This window comes from Candidatus Borrelia fainii, from assembly GCF_027925085.1.
GTDB classification, from domain to species: Bacteria; Spirochaetota; Spirochaetia; order Borreliales; family Borreliaceae; genus Borrelia; species Borrelia turicatae.
Genome location: NZ_AP027070.1, coordinates 919,936 through 933,399, shown reverse-complemented (window position 1 = coordinate 933,399; position 13,464 = coordinate 919,936). Strand labels below are relative to the sequence as shown.

Genomic DNA, 13,464 nt, shown 5'->3' with positions numbered 1-13,464 from the left:
CTAATCATCAATACTTTGATTTTCCAATTCTAACTTTAATGTTAAAGTAACTTCATCAACAAGCTCAGAAACACCAAAATATTGAATAGGTCCTGGGAAAACATATAAATTATTTACTGCCCATTCTTCACGATTCTTCACAAACTCATTAAAAGGTGCTCCTTTCAAATCAACAAGGGCCTTCTTAATAACGGGTTTAGCAACCCCATATCTCTCTTCCATATTCATCATCATTGTTAAAGGTACTCCACCTGCAAGCCATTCAGTAGCATTTTTATTTAAGTTCTTAACACTAGACATATAACCTGTTAAGCCATTTAAAACAAGTATTGCAGCATTATATCCCAAACTATAACAATAATCACTATCAAAATTTGAAGGAGCAACACTTCTACCCTCATAGCCAAAAAAATGATCAATAGGAACAAATTTACCACTATATTCACCAAGCTTTCTCAACTCTTCTAATCTAACACTAACCATTGCCATAAATAGTTTCTCAGTAGGAACTCTTGATACATTAAAGTTACCATGGGGATCTCTCTCTAAAACAGAATTTACAAGTTCAATTTGAATAAACAAAGGCAAAGATACATACACTTCTCTCATATATCCACTAAGCTTAGAAATAAAAATTTTTCGTATATCCTCAACATCTAATCCCTTAAACTCACTTTCATTACTATCAAATATACTGCACAACTCAATCATCAAAGATTTAACTTCGGGAATGAATTCAATAACACCTTCAGGTACTATAACAACACCAAAATCATATCCTTTCAAAGAACGTTTTACTATAACAGAAGTTATATCTCTTACAATCTCCGATAAAGTTTTCTTCTTTGCTAAAATTTCTTCAGATATAATGCAAATATTAGGATGCGTCTTTAATGCACACTCAAGGGCAACATGAGATGCACTTCTTCCCATAAGCTTCACAAAATGCCAATATTTCCTAGTTGACATAGCATCACGACATAAATTGCCTATCATTTCAGAATAAGTCTTAGTAGCAGAATCAAATCCAAATGAAATTTGAATATGTGCATTCCTCAAATCAGCATCAATTGTTTTTGGGACACCAATAACTTGAATATCATGATGTTTTTTCTTAAAAAACTCTGCCAATAAAGCTGCATTGGTATTTGAATCATCTCCACCAATAACAATAAGAGCATTAAGATTATTTTTAAGAACAACTGACAAAACCTGTTCATATTGAGTATCGGTCTCTATTTTAGTTCGACCAGAAGATACAATATCAAATCCTCCTGTATTTCTATAAGAATCTATTAAATCTTGTGTAATCTCAATTTTTTTATCCTCTAATAAACCTGCAGGTCCACCTTTGAACCCAAAAATCTTTGAATTCGAATTAGATTTTTTTATCGCATCAAAAATGCCAGCAACAACATTATGTCCCCCAGGAGCAGGTCCACCAGAGAGAATTACTCCTACATTTAAAACCCTTTTAAAATCCACATTTGAAGAACCTTGGATAAAATTTACAACTGGAAGTCCATAAGTATTTCTAAAAATTTCTCTTAAAGCATCTCTATCTCCAAGGGCTTCTGTTTTTTCACCAAAAACCATACTAATATTTTGAAAATCATTTTCCAAAATTTTCGGCAGTTTTGGAATATATTTATATCTTTCTTTTTGAAAAACTGACATCATATATCTTCTCCTTTCAAGATGTATCTAATTATATGTATCTAATTATTATTAAATAAATAGTAAAATAATTAACCATGAATATCTACATATGATTTAAAAATAAAGTAGCATCACCATAAGAGAAAAATTTATAATTCATTTTTACAGCTTCCCTGTAAGCACTAAATACAAAATCCTTACCACCAAATGAAGAGACTAACATTAAAAGAGTTGATTCTGGTGTATGAAAATTTGTAAAAAGCATATCAACAAACTTGAATTTATACCCCTTCCCTGGATAAATAAAAAGATTAGTTTTTTGTTCACCTCTTACAAAACCTTTTTGCTTATCATAAGCAGATTCTAATGCTCTAAGAGTAGTAGTTCCAATAGCCAAAATCTTCTTACCTAAAACCTTTGCCTCCTCAAGTCTAAGCGCTACAGAATTTTTTATTGAAAAACTTTCAAAATGCATTTTATGCTCCTCTATTGTCTTAGTTCTTACAGGAATAAAAGTACCAAGCCCAACATGAAGTGTAATAAAATCGTATTCAATATTATTTTCATCCAATTTAGAAAAAAGTTCCTCACTAAAATGTAACCCCGCTGTAGCTGATGCTGATGAACCAATATATTTTGAATAAATCGTTCGATAACGCTCCTCATCCTCTCTATCATAGTTTCTCTTAATATAAGGTGGCAAAGGAATAAGTCCATGTTCTTCAAAATAAGATTCATTCACACGCTTATTAAATTTAATTATAAATTCATTACCTGTTCTTGAAATTATTTGAGCCAATAAACCTTGAGGAAATATATAAACTTTGCCAATATTCTGTTTTTTAGCCTTAGAAATTAAAGATGTAAATTTATCCCCTGCCAATCTATCTAGAATCAAAAACTCAATACTACCTCCATGCTCCGTTTTGGCATATATTCTCGATTTTCTAACTCTTGAATCATTAAACACCAAAAAAGTATTGCTATTAATATACTTAAAAATATCATTTATTGAATCATTATGATAAATTTTCTGATTCCCAGAATCTAGAACCATTAATCTTGACAAGCCTCTTTTCTCACTTGGATACTGTGCTATTAACTTACATGGTAGATCAAAATAAAATTCTTTAGTATCCATTTTCTCCACTATTTAAGTCATCATGATTATTTTTATTCAAATTTAGATGAAAATATGCAAAATCAGTAGCCTTGCGTCCTCTGCTAGTCCTCTCAATTAGACCCTTTAAAATAAGATAGGGTTCGTAAAAATCCTCAAGAGAATCTGCTGTCTCACCAACAGAAATTGCTAAAGTTTCAACACCAACAGGTCCACCTTTAAATTTCAGTATTAAACTCCTTAAAATATTTCTATCTTGTTCATCAAGTCCTTTATGATCAATTTTTAACATTTCAAGTCCAGAACTCACAATACTCTCTGTAATCAAACCATAACCACCAACTTGTGCAAAATCTCTCATCCGTCTCAAAAGCCTATTTGCTACACGAGGCGTTCCTCTTGAACTTTTTGCAAGAAGCCAGGCAGCTTTATCCTCCAACTTAACATTTAAAATAATCGAATTTCTCTGTATTATCTTCACAAGTTCATCTTCATTATAAAGATCAAATCTAAATACAATTCCAAACCTCGAATAAAGTGGTGGTGCCACTTTCCCCGGCTTTGTAGTAGCGCCAATTAAAGTGAATTTAGGAATTGGCATTCTTAAAGTCCTTGCAGAAGGACCTTCTCCAATTATCCAATCTATCTTATAATCTTCCATTGCAATATAAAGCATCTCTTCTATTACAGGTTTAAGCCTATGTATCTCATCAATAAATAAAATACTCTTATCATCAAGCGTCGTTAAAATACCAACAATATCTTTTGGTTTATCAAGAGCTGGAGCTGAAGTTATCTTAATTGTAGTATTCATTTCAAAAGCAATAATACTAGCCAGAGTGGTCTTCCCAAGCCCTGGAAGACCACTTAAAAAAACATGATCAAGCGCCTCATTTCTATCTCTAGATGCCTTTATAAAAATATTTAAATTTTCTTTAATATGAGATTGCCTTACAAAATCTTTAAGGGATTTTGGTCTAAGTTCACTCTCATTTTTATCATACAAAAAATTCTTGTCAGAACTTAAAAATTTAGCGCCACTTCCAAAATCCATCTAATCACCCTCTTTTAATAAACACTCACTATAAGCCCCTAAAAATCCAAAATCTAACCTGAAAGCTTTTTTAAAATTTCTCTAAACAAAAATTGTTCTTGATCAACTTCTCTTAACATTGAAAACTCATCAATAAGCATAATTTCCTTAATAGCAGCTGTAACCAATTTTCTATCAAAACCCATATTAACAATTGATTGTTCAAGCTCCTTAAATTTCAATACACATGAACTTGTCTCACTAACTTTAATAAGTTTCCCCCTAAGTTTTAAAAAGATTTTGCCAGCCATTTTAGTCCCAATACCCTTGACATTAGAAATAAGCTTAACATCCTCCCTCTCAACTGCATCTCTAAATTCATCGTATTTTATTCCAGATAATATCCTTAAAGCCGCTTTTGGAGCTATTCCATCAACACTAATAAGTTTTTCAAAAACTTCTCTTTCTGACACATTTAAAAAACCAAAAAGTCTAATTTCACCCTCTCGAAGATAAAGATAAGTTAATATTTCAACATCTTCTAACAACCCCAATTTTGCCTTACAAAAAGAACTAACTAAAATCTCAAACTCAAAGGAAAGTGCTACAATTATAATACTAGACTCTCTTTTTTCTACAATTTTACCACAAATTTTATTGATCATAGACTTAAACTATAATACATAAAAACTCAAGCTTACCTTATTTATATCCAAATTATTTATTATATCTCTCATTTTTTTCATTAAATTTCACAAAATATGATAATTACCATAACAAATTATAAGCGCTAATGCATAACTACTATGATCACTAGTAAAAATAAAATCGGGTTTCATCCCAAGTAAAATACGAATAACATATTTTACTTGTACTTTTTCAATTCTACAAAACCCAGAAATTGAATTCTTGACCTGCATTGGAGTATATTCATAAAAATCTAAATTTTTCAAAGAAAAAGTTAAAATAATAGCTCTTTCTGCTTCAAACACACTTATAGCCGCTTTTTTATTTTTAGCAAAATAAATATTCTCAATACTTGCAATATCAGGTTTAAAATTATCAATAATAAGAATAATTTCATCAGAAATTAATTTTAACCTATCCTTCAAAGACATAAAAGGAGGAGTTATGACAGTTCTATCTTGAACATACATGCACCTACTACCTTTCTTATTTAAACTTCCCCATCCAATATTTGTAAGTCCAGGATCGATACCTAATATTCTCATAATTAACTTTCAGAAAAAATTTAATGATAAACTAATTAATCTCATCAATAATTTCTAAATTATGCACAACTTCTTGAACATCATCAAAATCTTCTAATTTTTCAATAAGAGCAAGGACTCTATCCATCTGTTCTTTATTTAAAGAAAGCTTGTTTCCAGGAATAAGAGCAATTTCTGCTATATCTTCCTCAAACTTAGTTCTCAAAATAGATGAAATAGCTTCAAAATTTTCAGCACTTGTTATTACTTCTATTTGAGTCCCTTCACTATAAATATCTTCTGCACCAGCTTCTAATGCAAGCTCCATTATTTCATTTTCAGAATATTTATCTAAACTATAAGAAATTAATCCTTTTTTGTGAAAAATATAAGATACAGAACCTGGAGCCCCAAGAGAACCACCGCTCTTTGAGAGCACACTCCGTACCTCACTTGCCGTTCTATTTTTATTATCAGTTAAGCACTTAATTATTAAAGCTACACCATGGGGCGCATAAGCCTCATAAGTAAGCTCAAAATATTCAGTGCCTGTATGCTCTCCAATGCCCTTCTTTATTGCCTTTTCAATATTATCCTTAGGCATATTAGAAACTCTGGCTTTACTAACAGCAAGTCGCAATCTAGAATTAGATTCAATATCACCTCCTCCAATCTTGGCTGCAATGCTTATCTCACGAATTAGTTTAGTAAAAATCTTATTTCTCTTAGCATCAAGAGAACCTTTTTTTCTCTTTATAGTTGACCACTTACTATGACCAGACATTCAAACCTCCACCAACTTTTCTAACTTTTCTAAAATATCAAACTTATTATGCCTAATTAGATGTGCCTTAATTGTATTGAACATCAACATAAGAACCGTCACAGGACCGATTCCACCTACTACAGGGGTAATAAACTTAACTTTTTCTTTAACTGATTCAAAATCAACATCTCCTATAAGAACATTATTACCATCAATCTCTACTCTAGAAATACCAATATCAATAACATAAGGATGTCTATCAATCATACTAGCATTTATTAATTTAGGTTTTCCAACAGCAGAAATAATAATATCTGATTGTCTTACATACATATCTAAATTAGTACTTTTACTATGACAAGTAATTACAGTAGCATCATAGGGTTTAGAAGAAAGTAAGATAGAAATAGGCCTTCCAACAAGAGAACTTCTTCCAATCACAACAACAGTCTTACCAGAAAGTTTTATCCCCTTATCAAATAAAACTTTTAAAACAGCAAAAGCTGTACAAGGAATAAATCCTTTCCTATCACCCGTAATTAACTTGCCCAAATTAATAGCAGAAAGTCCATCTACATCCTTAGTACTCATTATACTGTTTAAAACCATATTTACATCTATTTCACTAGTAAGGGGTAACTGAACAATAATTCCATCAGTATATTCATTTATATTTTCAGCCTTGATCAACGTCAAAATATTATCTTGTTCTAAATTACCAGATAACTTAATAACATTAAAATTAATACCAATTTCTCTAGATACTCTTTCCTTAACAGCAACATAAAGTTTACTTGCAGGGTTATCATTTGCCAAAATCACTTTTAAAGAAACTTTATCCACTAAATCATGATGAATTAAAAACTCTTTAAGTAATAAATAATATTGATTTACAAAAAATTTACCATCAAAAACATTGCTCAACTCAAATCCCTCACCAATTTAGATCAAAACATTATATATTATACTATACTTGATTGTAAGTATAAATAAAAACAGATTCTCACAAAAATTAATTGTAATAAAACATATTTTCCAATATAATAACTTTTAAATAAAGAGTTTTTGAAATATGGAGAATAATGAAAAAGAAGTTTTTAGTTGGTCTCATCTTACTGTTTTTACTACATGCAAATGTAAAGAGAATTGAAGCATATTCAATTGATAGAAACGGAAATTCTATTATAGAAGTAGATTTAAGCTTAGGAATTCCCCTTTTCTACCATAGTTTATCAAAAGTCTTTTCTTCAAATCTATATCCAGGAGGAATTGGGGCACTTAAATATAAATATCACATCCTAAGCAACTTAGCTATAGGGTTTGAGCTTAGATACATGTTCAATTTTGATATTAACCATTCATTTAACCTATTAAATCCTGATTCGGGCATAGGTAAAACATTTAGTACAGTGCCTATCACATTCCTAACAGCCTATGTCTTTGACATAGGTGAGATCTTTCAAATACCCATATTTTCAAATATAGGACTTTCTTTAAGCTCTTATGGAGATAAGAGTGATAATATCTCAAATTTAAGAACTTTTGATACAATGCCTGTAATATCTATTGGTTCTGGAATCTTATGGAATTTCAACTACCAATGGGCTTTAGGAATTACAACTTCATGGTGGACAATGTTTGAATTTGGAAATATGGCTAAAACCGGACATTTTTTACTAATATCACTCTCAGTAATAGTGAATATCAATAAATTGTAGGTAAATATGGATAAAAAAGGTTACAAAAAATTCATGATAATAATATTAATAATGTTATTTTTATCATGTTCAAGTGAATCTATCTTTGCTCAGCTTAGTAAGTTACAAAAAATAAATAGTAATAATAATATTTTAGACACCTCAAGTCCAAGTGGCATCTCATTAGTCAATGATACTCTTTATGTTGCAGCCATGCATTTATTTAAAAAATCAAATGGCAATGTTGAAAGAGTAAATTTTAGCAATTTTTATGAATTTGTAATTGACCTTGTAAATATATCAGGCAAAACATATTTATTAGTTCAAAATAAAAATGGACAACTAGAACTCTACTCTCTTGAAAGTAATAATTGGAAACTTCTATTTCAAAAAAATCTAATCCCAATTAAATTCCTAAAGTCCATAGGGACAAGTGGTATTACTTCTGCTTTTATCCTAGCATTAGAAAAAAATGGAAATCAAACTATTCTAGATATAAATGGAAATAATCAAACTCCCAACAACACAACTAACAATGATAAATTTTATCAAATTTCAAATGACCAGCTGTCTATTACAGGAAAATTTGCAAAAATTTGGAAACTAAACAGTGGCGGAACTATAAATGTTAAAACAACAAATGAAATAATGGCAATAATAGAAACAAGCATCCGTGGCTCCAAAGAAACTTTGGTGTTTACCGGAAGAAATCATGATACATCAAATCAAAAATTCAAAATATACTCAAGCACAAATAATTACCAAGATCCAATATTCAATCGAGATGGCATAGGAGAATTTATTGCATACTTTGCAAGAGAAGTTGATGGAATAATACTTATTGGCAGTAATAATGGATTTGTAGAACTTGTAAGAAATAAAAACACATTTGATCTGCAACCACCTTCACAATCTGTATTACCAGGTTCTTATCATAGTTCACAACTAAGTAAAACAAGACTTAATGATATTATACCAACATCAAATAAAACAATTTACATACTAACCCAAGGAAAAGGATTATGGAAAATTGAAAATAAAAAGCTAATTAAAGAATAAACGATGAAAATTCATTACAAAATTTGAATACCGAGCTTTATTAGTTTTTTCATGAAAATATTTTTTAACTTTAATACCTAAATTAATATTTAATTTAGATCTAAAATACAAATAATTTATACTATTCGTATCAAAAATTTGTCCCTCATCATTCATAACTTTAATTTGCAAATTCAATAAGTTTTTAACAAATAATATGTCCCTGGTAACCACCATACTATTTTTATCAATTAATTCTAAAATCAAAGAATCAACATCACTTGCAATTTTAACAGAAGTATTTTTTGACATCTCTAAATTTAAATGCCTGTTTGCAACCAAAATAAGCCTCGCATTTCTATTTGAAACAAAATTTTGTAAAAATTTTATTACTTGTAAATTACAAGAATCAGCATCAACAAAAATTTTATTTAACAAATTTATAATCCACTATCCTTAATACTAAAAAAGACAAAATATGGGATTTCTTAACAGGTCCAAATATTCTAGAATCATTTAAAATTTTCAAATTCTCATTTAAGAGAAAAAATTCATTTTTCTTTAAAGCAAAACACTTAATTACTTCATTAAACTTAAAAAAATCATTTAATCTATAATTACTCATAAAATTACCATTCAAATAATAAGAATTATCATCTATCCTATGAACCAAGATATCAAAACCCTTAACATAAACTAGATCTCCATGAGTAGCAACTATTTTTGCAATTTTATAACTTCTTGTATTAAAAATTTTGTTAAAAAAAAATAAATCCCTGAAAAAATTTAAAACAAAATTTCTCCTTAAATTTGAATCTTCATAAAGCACAATATCATTCACTTTCAAAGGAACAAAAAAAGATCGCATATATTTTGAAATAAAAATTAAACTATCATTCTTTGTAATTGAAGGCAACATTTCATCACCTTGAAAAATAAAAATTTGTAAGACAAATTTTGTAAAAAAATAATTTAATACCAAAAACAACAGAATAATTTTAAGAAAATTTTGTCTTCTCTTTTTTCTTAAAAGTCTTTGTTCAAAAGTTAAATATGCTGCCATATTTAAATCAAACCTATTCTAGAAAAAGGGAAATACATGAAAAAAACTCTACCAAGAATTTTATTTTTATTTATAACACCAAAAAATCTACCATCATAAGACTTATCTCTATTATCCCCAATAGGCAATACATACCCATAAGGCACATATATTCCATAATCCCTCATTATTGCCTTTTCCATATAATAATCAACATATGGCATGAAAGCTACCAAATAACGGTATTCCAATCTTTCAATTTCAAATCTATCAACTTCCCTAATATTAAAAAATGAAAAATCAGATATATTCTCTAAATCAACACTCAATTGATTTAATGCATTAAACATAGCAAGGTTATCATAAACCCTATAGTCCGAATCTTCTATAAGCTTCTTAATAGCAAAATTATATCCTAATGAAGCTTTATAAAAATTTTCTTCTATAAAACTTTCTTCGCCTTCTTTCTTAACAAACACTCTCCCATTTCGAAATCTTACAAGCTTACCATCTGCAAATAACGCTCTTTTAACAAGGAATCTAACACTAGGATTTCCATTTTCATCCCTATCAAGATCAACAAAACTAAAAGACAACATATAAAGTAATCTATGCAAAATATCAAAAAAAAGTCCCTTTGATTCATATTCTACATTTTCAAAAATCACAATATCTGCTTCATTTGGTTCTTTTATTCCATTTATTTTACATACTCCTGGCAAAAGTTCAGGTCCATAAGAAAATTTATCCACAAATAATAAATCTCCAATTTGAAGAGTATCTTCCATTGATCCTGATGGAATCCTATATGCTTGTAAAAAATATTGATTTATTCCCAAAACAAAAATCGAAGCACCTAAAAGTTCAAGTAAAAAATTAAGCATAAAGCCTCGTCTTTTAGCTTTAAGTTTATAAAAATACTTCCTTTTTTTCCTGTAAGTTAAATATTTTTCAATAATTTTCACTAAAAAGTTAGCAAACTTATCTAATTTTTCTAAATACATACACTTATCCTCAAAAACAAATTATACATAAAATCAATAATTATCAATATCTTCATAATCACAAAGTTTTATTAAAAAGAACAAAATCTAAAAAAAACATAAATAACTATATTTGTGTTTTCTTTAACTAATATAGAAAAATACATGTAATAAAATACATGTAATATTGAATTTCTTTTCATACTTTTTTATAATCATTATATATGCTCAAAGAGAATGATGGCCTTGATATTAATGATGAGTTACTTACAGTAAAGTTAAAGCCAATATTAGGAATAAGCCCAAAAATCTATGTTTTATTTACAATAATTATCCTACCTTTAATATTAGTATTTAGTTTAATCATAAATACCAAATTAAACAATCCTGGAGCATACTTAAAGATAAAAACCAATGTCAATAATGCATATGTTTACTTAGACGAAAAATATATTGGAAGAACCCCACTAAAAAAATACATAAATTCTACTAAAGGAACCTTAAAAATTCAAAGGCTTGGATTTGATACCTATGAAAAAAAAATTGATATACAAAATAAATTTTTCACAAGCTATCAATTCAACATTGATTTAAAACTAAAAAATCCTAATAAGATTATTGCACAAAGACAAAAAGAACTCTCAGTTATGACAAAAATTAAAAACAATAACGACAATATACAATTAATCCCCGTATTCTCATTAATTATAAACGACTTACAGAACAGCCCAGAGCATATAAAGAAATTTTTTAAAACATCCATTCCACATATACATTCAAATACAATGTTTAAAGATTTTCTCATAGCATACAAAAATATTTATTCAATAAACAATAATAACAGTAAAGAAATATGGAAATCTCTACAACAAAACTTTAATTTGGAAAATAGGGCAATAATTTGGTTTTTTGAAAATTTAGATAACGAACAACAAAAACAAATATCCAACGAAACATGGTTTAAAACACTAATAGAAAAACTAAAAAATGAAAATAAAGTATTAAACTTTGAAACTAAAAATATAAATTTACATCTAAAGAATTTTAAAAAGATAGCTCCACAAAATATTGAAAGTATCCAAAATTACAAATTATATTCACAAAATCTAACACTCAAGACTACATATAAATTAAAAGAATTTTTAATCCAGAACAGAAATGTAACTAAAACCGAATATCAAAAATTTTTAAATGAAAATCCAAAATGGTCACTAAATAATAAAGATAATTTAATAAAAGAAGAACTTGTAGATGAAAGTTACCTCAAAACCTTTAAACAAATGCCTTCAAATGAAGATATTACTAACATATCTTATCATGCAGCAATAGAATATACTAAATGGTATTCTTCAAATTTACCTAAAGGATTTAAAGCAAGACTTCCTATATCTCAAGAATGGGAAATATATCAAAAAGAAGTACCAAAATCTATAGAAAGTTTAAATACAAATGAAATATCTAAAAAAGTTGGCTTTTGGAATTTAATGCAAAACCAAAAAATCAATGACTCCATATTATTTCAAGACGAAAATGATATATACTATGAAAATTCAAATTTTAATTCACTAATCACTGAAATTAGAACATACAATTATAATAACAACTCAACACTTAAACCTTCAACTCAAGCTTCATTCCTAAAACATTGGTGTTCACCAAACATTGGATTTAGACTAGTTATTGAAAAGGAATAGGTGTGAGTATATTATTGCTCGAAAACAAAAAAGCAAGATTCAATTACTTCATTGAAGATAAAATAAACTGTGGAATCATCTTAAAAGGAACTGAGGTTAAATCCATTAAATTAAAAAAATTTTCATTTAATGATAGCTTTGCCAGCATTAAAAAAGATGAAATATGGCTTGAAAATTTACATATAGCAAAATATAAAGAAGGTAATATCTTTAATCACGAAGAAATAAGACGCAGAAAACTTCTTTTAACAAAAAAAGAAATACAAAAACTAAAAAAATTTAAAGAAAAAGAAGGATATACATTAGTTCCTATCTCAATTTATCTTAAGAATTCATTGATAAAAGTAGAACTTGGGGTATGTAAAGGAAAAAAATTATTTGATAAACGAGAAATATTAAAACAAAAAAGCATAAAAAAAGATTTAAATCGTGAGATCAAACAATATAGATGAATTAAATACAATTTATAAATCATATAACAATCTTAAAGCGCAAATAAAAATCACTTACTTAAAAAGTACACATTAACAAAAAATTAAAAATTAGAAAAACGAAATACATTTTTGATAGGTAATGAAAAACAAATATTACCAAAATTTTCATAAAGTGAGTAATTGTAATATATTAATTATTCATTTTTTATTTTGATTTTTATAATCAATACCTCTTAGTGAAAGAGATTTCAAGCATTAACCTAGCATCTTCACTAAAATTCATATCAACTTCTGGTTGCAATCCTCCCAATGTTATTCCCAAATTCTCTTGAAGTTTTCTATTATAACTAGAAGCATATGTAAAAGGAAGTATAGTTTCAATAATTCGTGTTAAAACTAGAGTAGCTCCCCCCCTATTGCCACTAAAGATAAAGCAAACACTGTTGGTTTTTCATTTTTTTATAATGAGATTCAATTATAGAATATCCACCATAACTCAATAAACCAATACTTACAGCATAAAAGCCTAAACTCAGTAATCCACCAGTAATATCGCCTTGTACTAAAGATCCTATCCCAAAACCTAAAAAAAGATTCAATAAAAAAAGGCACTACAGGATTTTTTTATAAGATTCATAAAGTAACATCTTTTCCACATTGTCACCACTACCCACAATTTCATCATGATTTTGGGCAAAACTAACAAGAGCACAAAAACAAACCAACATTAAAATCAATATTTTTTTCATAAAATACCTCCCAAATATAAACTGCTCAATGTTTGCAG

At 28.2% G+C, this 13,464-nt stretch carries 17 protein-coding genes; 4 read left to right on the top strand and 13 right to left on the bottom strand.

The features are described 5' to 3' along the window. The 7 genes from QMG63_RS04355 to QMG63_RS04325 form a co-directional block, all read right to left on the bottom strand. Nucleotides 1–1,680 carry a diphosphate--fructose-6-phosphate 1-phosphotransferase gene (locus QMG63_RS04355; RefSeq protein ID WP_281862006.1) on the bottom strand — a complete coding sequence of 560 codons (1,680 nt, stop codon included), beginning with the start codon at nucleotides 1,678–1,680 and terminating at the stop codon, nucleotides 1–3. A gap of 82 nt (nucleotides 1,681–1,762) precedes the next feature. Continuing rightward, complete coding sequence (gene queA, locus QMG63_RS04350; RefSeq protein WP_281862004.1) at nucleotides 1,763–2,800, bottom strand: tRNA preQ1(34) S-adenosylmethionine ribosyltransferase-isomerase QueA; 1,038 nt, start codon at nucleotides 2,798–2,800, stop codon at nucleotides 1,763–1,765. Beyond that, on the bottom strand, nucleotides 2,790–3,833 hold the full coding sequence (gene ruvB, locus QMG63_RS04345; protein WP_281862002.1) for a Holliday junction branch migration DNA helicase RuvB: 1,044 nt from the start codon (nucleotides 3,831–3,833) through the stop codon (nucleotides 2,790–2,792). Before ruvB ends, queA begins: the two co-directional genes overlap by 11 nt. 53 nt (nucleotides 3,834–3,886) lie before the next feature. After that, a complete protein-coding gene (gene ruvA / locus QMG63_RS04340) occupies nucleotides 3,887–4,477 on the bottom strand; it encodes a Holliday junction branch migration protein RuvA (protein ID WP_281862001.1) in 591 nt (196 codons plus the stop codon). Between the two features lie 87 nt (nucleotides 4,478–4,564). After that, entirely contained in the window at nucleotides 4,565–5,044 is a 480-nt protein-coding gene (locus QMG63_RS04335; protein ID WP_281862000.1) for a crossover junction endodeoxyribonuclease RuvC, read from the bottom strand. 31 nt (nucleotides 5,045–5,075) lie between these two features. Beyond that, a complete protein-coding gene (locus QMG63_RS04330) occupies nucleotides 5,076–5,807 on the bottom strand; it encodes a YebC/PmpR family DNA-binding transcriptional regulator (RefSeq protein ID WP_281861998.1) in 732 nt (243 codons plus the stop codon). Beyond that, complete coding sequence (locus QMG63_RS04325) at nucleotides 5,808–6,713, bottom strand: bifunctional 5,10-methylenetetrahydrofolate dehydrogenase/5,10-methenyltetrahydrofolate cyclohydrolase (RefSeq protein WP_281861996.1); 906 nt, start codon at nucleotides 6,711–6,713, stop codon at nucleotides 5,808–5,810. A 158-nt stretch (nucleotides 6,714–6,871) separates the two neighbouring features. On the opposite strand from QMG63_RS04325, the gene QMG63_RS04320 reads away from it, so the two are divergent. Both QMG63_RS04320 and bamB read left to right on the top strand, forming a co-directional pair. Next, nucleotides 6,872–7,507, top strand: a complete 636-nt coding sequence (locus QMG63_RS04320; RefSeq protein WP_281861995.1) for a BB0027 family outer member beta-barrel protein — start codon at nucleotides 6,872–6,874, stop codon at nucleotides 7,505–7,507. Between the two features lie 6 nt (nucleotides 7,508–7,513). Next, nucleotides 7,514–8,545: an outer membrane protein assembly factor BamB gene (gene bamB / locus QMG63_RS04315; protein WP_281861992.1), complete on the top strand. Its 1,032-nt coding sequence runs from the start codon at nucleotides 7,514–7,516 to the stop codon at nucleotides 8,543–8,545. On the opposite strand, the gene QMG63_RS04310 is transcribed toward bamB, so the two are convergent. Genes QMG63_RS04310 through lepB (QMG63_RS04300) form a run of 3 tightly spaced genes read right to left on the bottom strand, consistent with a single transcriptional unit; the run spans nucleotide 8,531 to nucleotide 10,570 of the window. Further along, nucleotides 8,531–8,962: a DUF188 domain-containing protein gene (locus tag QMG63_RS04310; RefSeq protein WP_281861991.1), complete on the bottom strand. Its 432-nt coding sequence runs from the start codon at nucleotides 8,960–8,962 to the stop codon at nucleotides 8,531–8,533. The two genes, bamB and QMG63_RS04310, sit on opposite strands and share 15 nt — an antisense overlap. Then, nucleotides 8,952–9,587 carry a signal peptidase I gene (gene lepB / locus QMG63_RS04305; protein WP_281861989.1) on the bottom strand — a complete coding sequence of 212 codons (636 nt, stop codon included), beginning with the start codon at nucleotides 9,585–9,587 and terminating at the stop codon, nucleotides 8,952–8,954. Before lepB (QMG63_RS04305) ends, QMG63_RS04310 begins: the two co-directional genes overlap by 11 nt. A gap of 2 nt (nucleotides 9,588–9,589) precedes the next feature. Further along, nucleotides 9,590–10,570, bottom strand: coding sequence for a signal peptidase I (gene lepB, locus QMG63_RS04300; RefSeq protein ID WP_281861988.1), 981 nt, complete (start codon nucleotides 10,568–10,570; stop codon nucleotides 9,590–9,592). Nucleotides 10,571–10,773: 203 nt separating this feature from the next. On the opposite strand from lepB (QMG63_RS04300), the gene QMG63_RS04295 reads away from it, so the two are divergent. Together QMG63_RS04295 and smpB are read left to right on the top strand one after the other, a co-directional pair. Then, on the top strand, nucleotides 10,774–12,243 hold the full coding sequence (locus QMG63_RS04295; RefSeq protein WP_281861985.1) for a PEGA domain-containing protein: 1,470 nt from the start codon (nucleotides 10,774–10,776) through the stop codon (nucleotides 12,241–12,243). Nucleotides 12,244–12,245: 2 nt separating this feature from the next. Then, nucleotides 12,246–12,695 carry an SsrA-binding protein SmpB gene (gene smpB / locus QMG63_RS04290; protein WP_425592806.1) on the top strand — a complete coding sequence of 150 codons (450 nt, stop codon included), beginning with the start codon at nucleotides 12,246–12,248 and terminating at the stop codon, nucleotides 12,693–12,695. A 205-nt stretch (nucleotides 12,696–12,900) separates the two neighbouring features. Here the strand turns inward: smpB and QMG63_RS04285 are convergent, their stop codons facing one another. Genes QMG63_RS04285 through QMG63_RS04275 form a run of 3 tightly spaced genes read right to left on the bottom strand, consistent with a single transcriptional unit; the run spans nucleotide 12,901 to nucleotide 13,426 of the window. Next, nucleotides 12,901–13,050 carry a P13 family porin gene (locus QMG63_RS04285; RefSeq protein ID WP_281862128.1) on the bottom strand — a complete coding sequence of 50 codons (150 nt, stop codon included), beginning with the start codon at nucleotides 13,048–13,050 and terminating at the stop codon, nucleotides 12,901–12,903. A 49-nt stretch (nucleotides 13,051–13,099) separates the two neighbouring features. Beyond that, nucleotides 13,100–13,276, bottom strand: a complete 177-nt coding sequence (locus tag QMG63_RS04280) for a P13 family porin (RefSeq protein ID WP_281861983.1) — start codon at nucleotides 13,274–13,276, stop codon at nucleotides 13,100–13,102. Between the two features lie 12 nt (nucleotides 13,277–13,288). After that, nucleotides 13,289–13,426 carry a hypothetical protein gene (locus QMG63_RS04275; protein WP_281861982.1) on the bottom strand — a complete coding sequence of 46 codons (138 nt, stop codon included), beginning with the start codon at nucleotides 13,424–13,426 and terminating at the stop codon, nucleotides 13,289–13,291. Nucleotides 13,427–13,464: the final 38 nt, after the last annotated feature.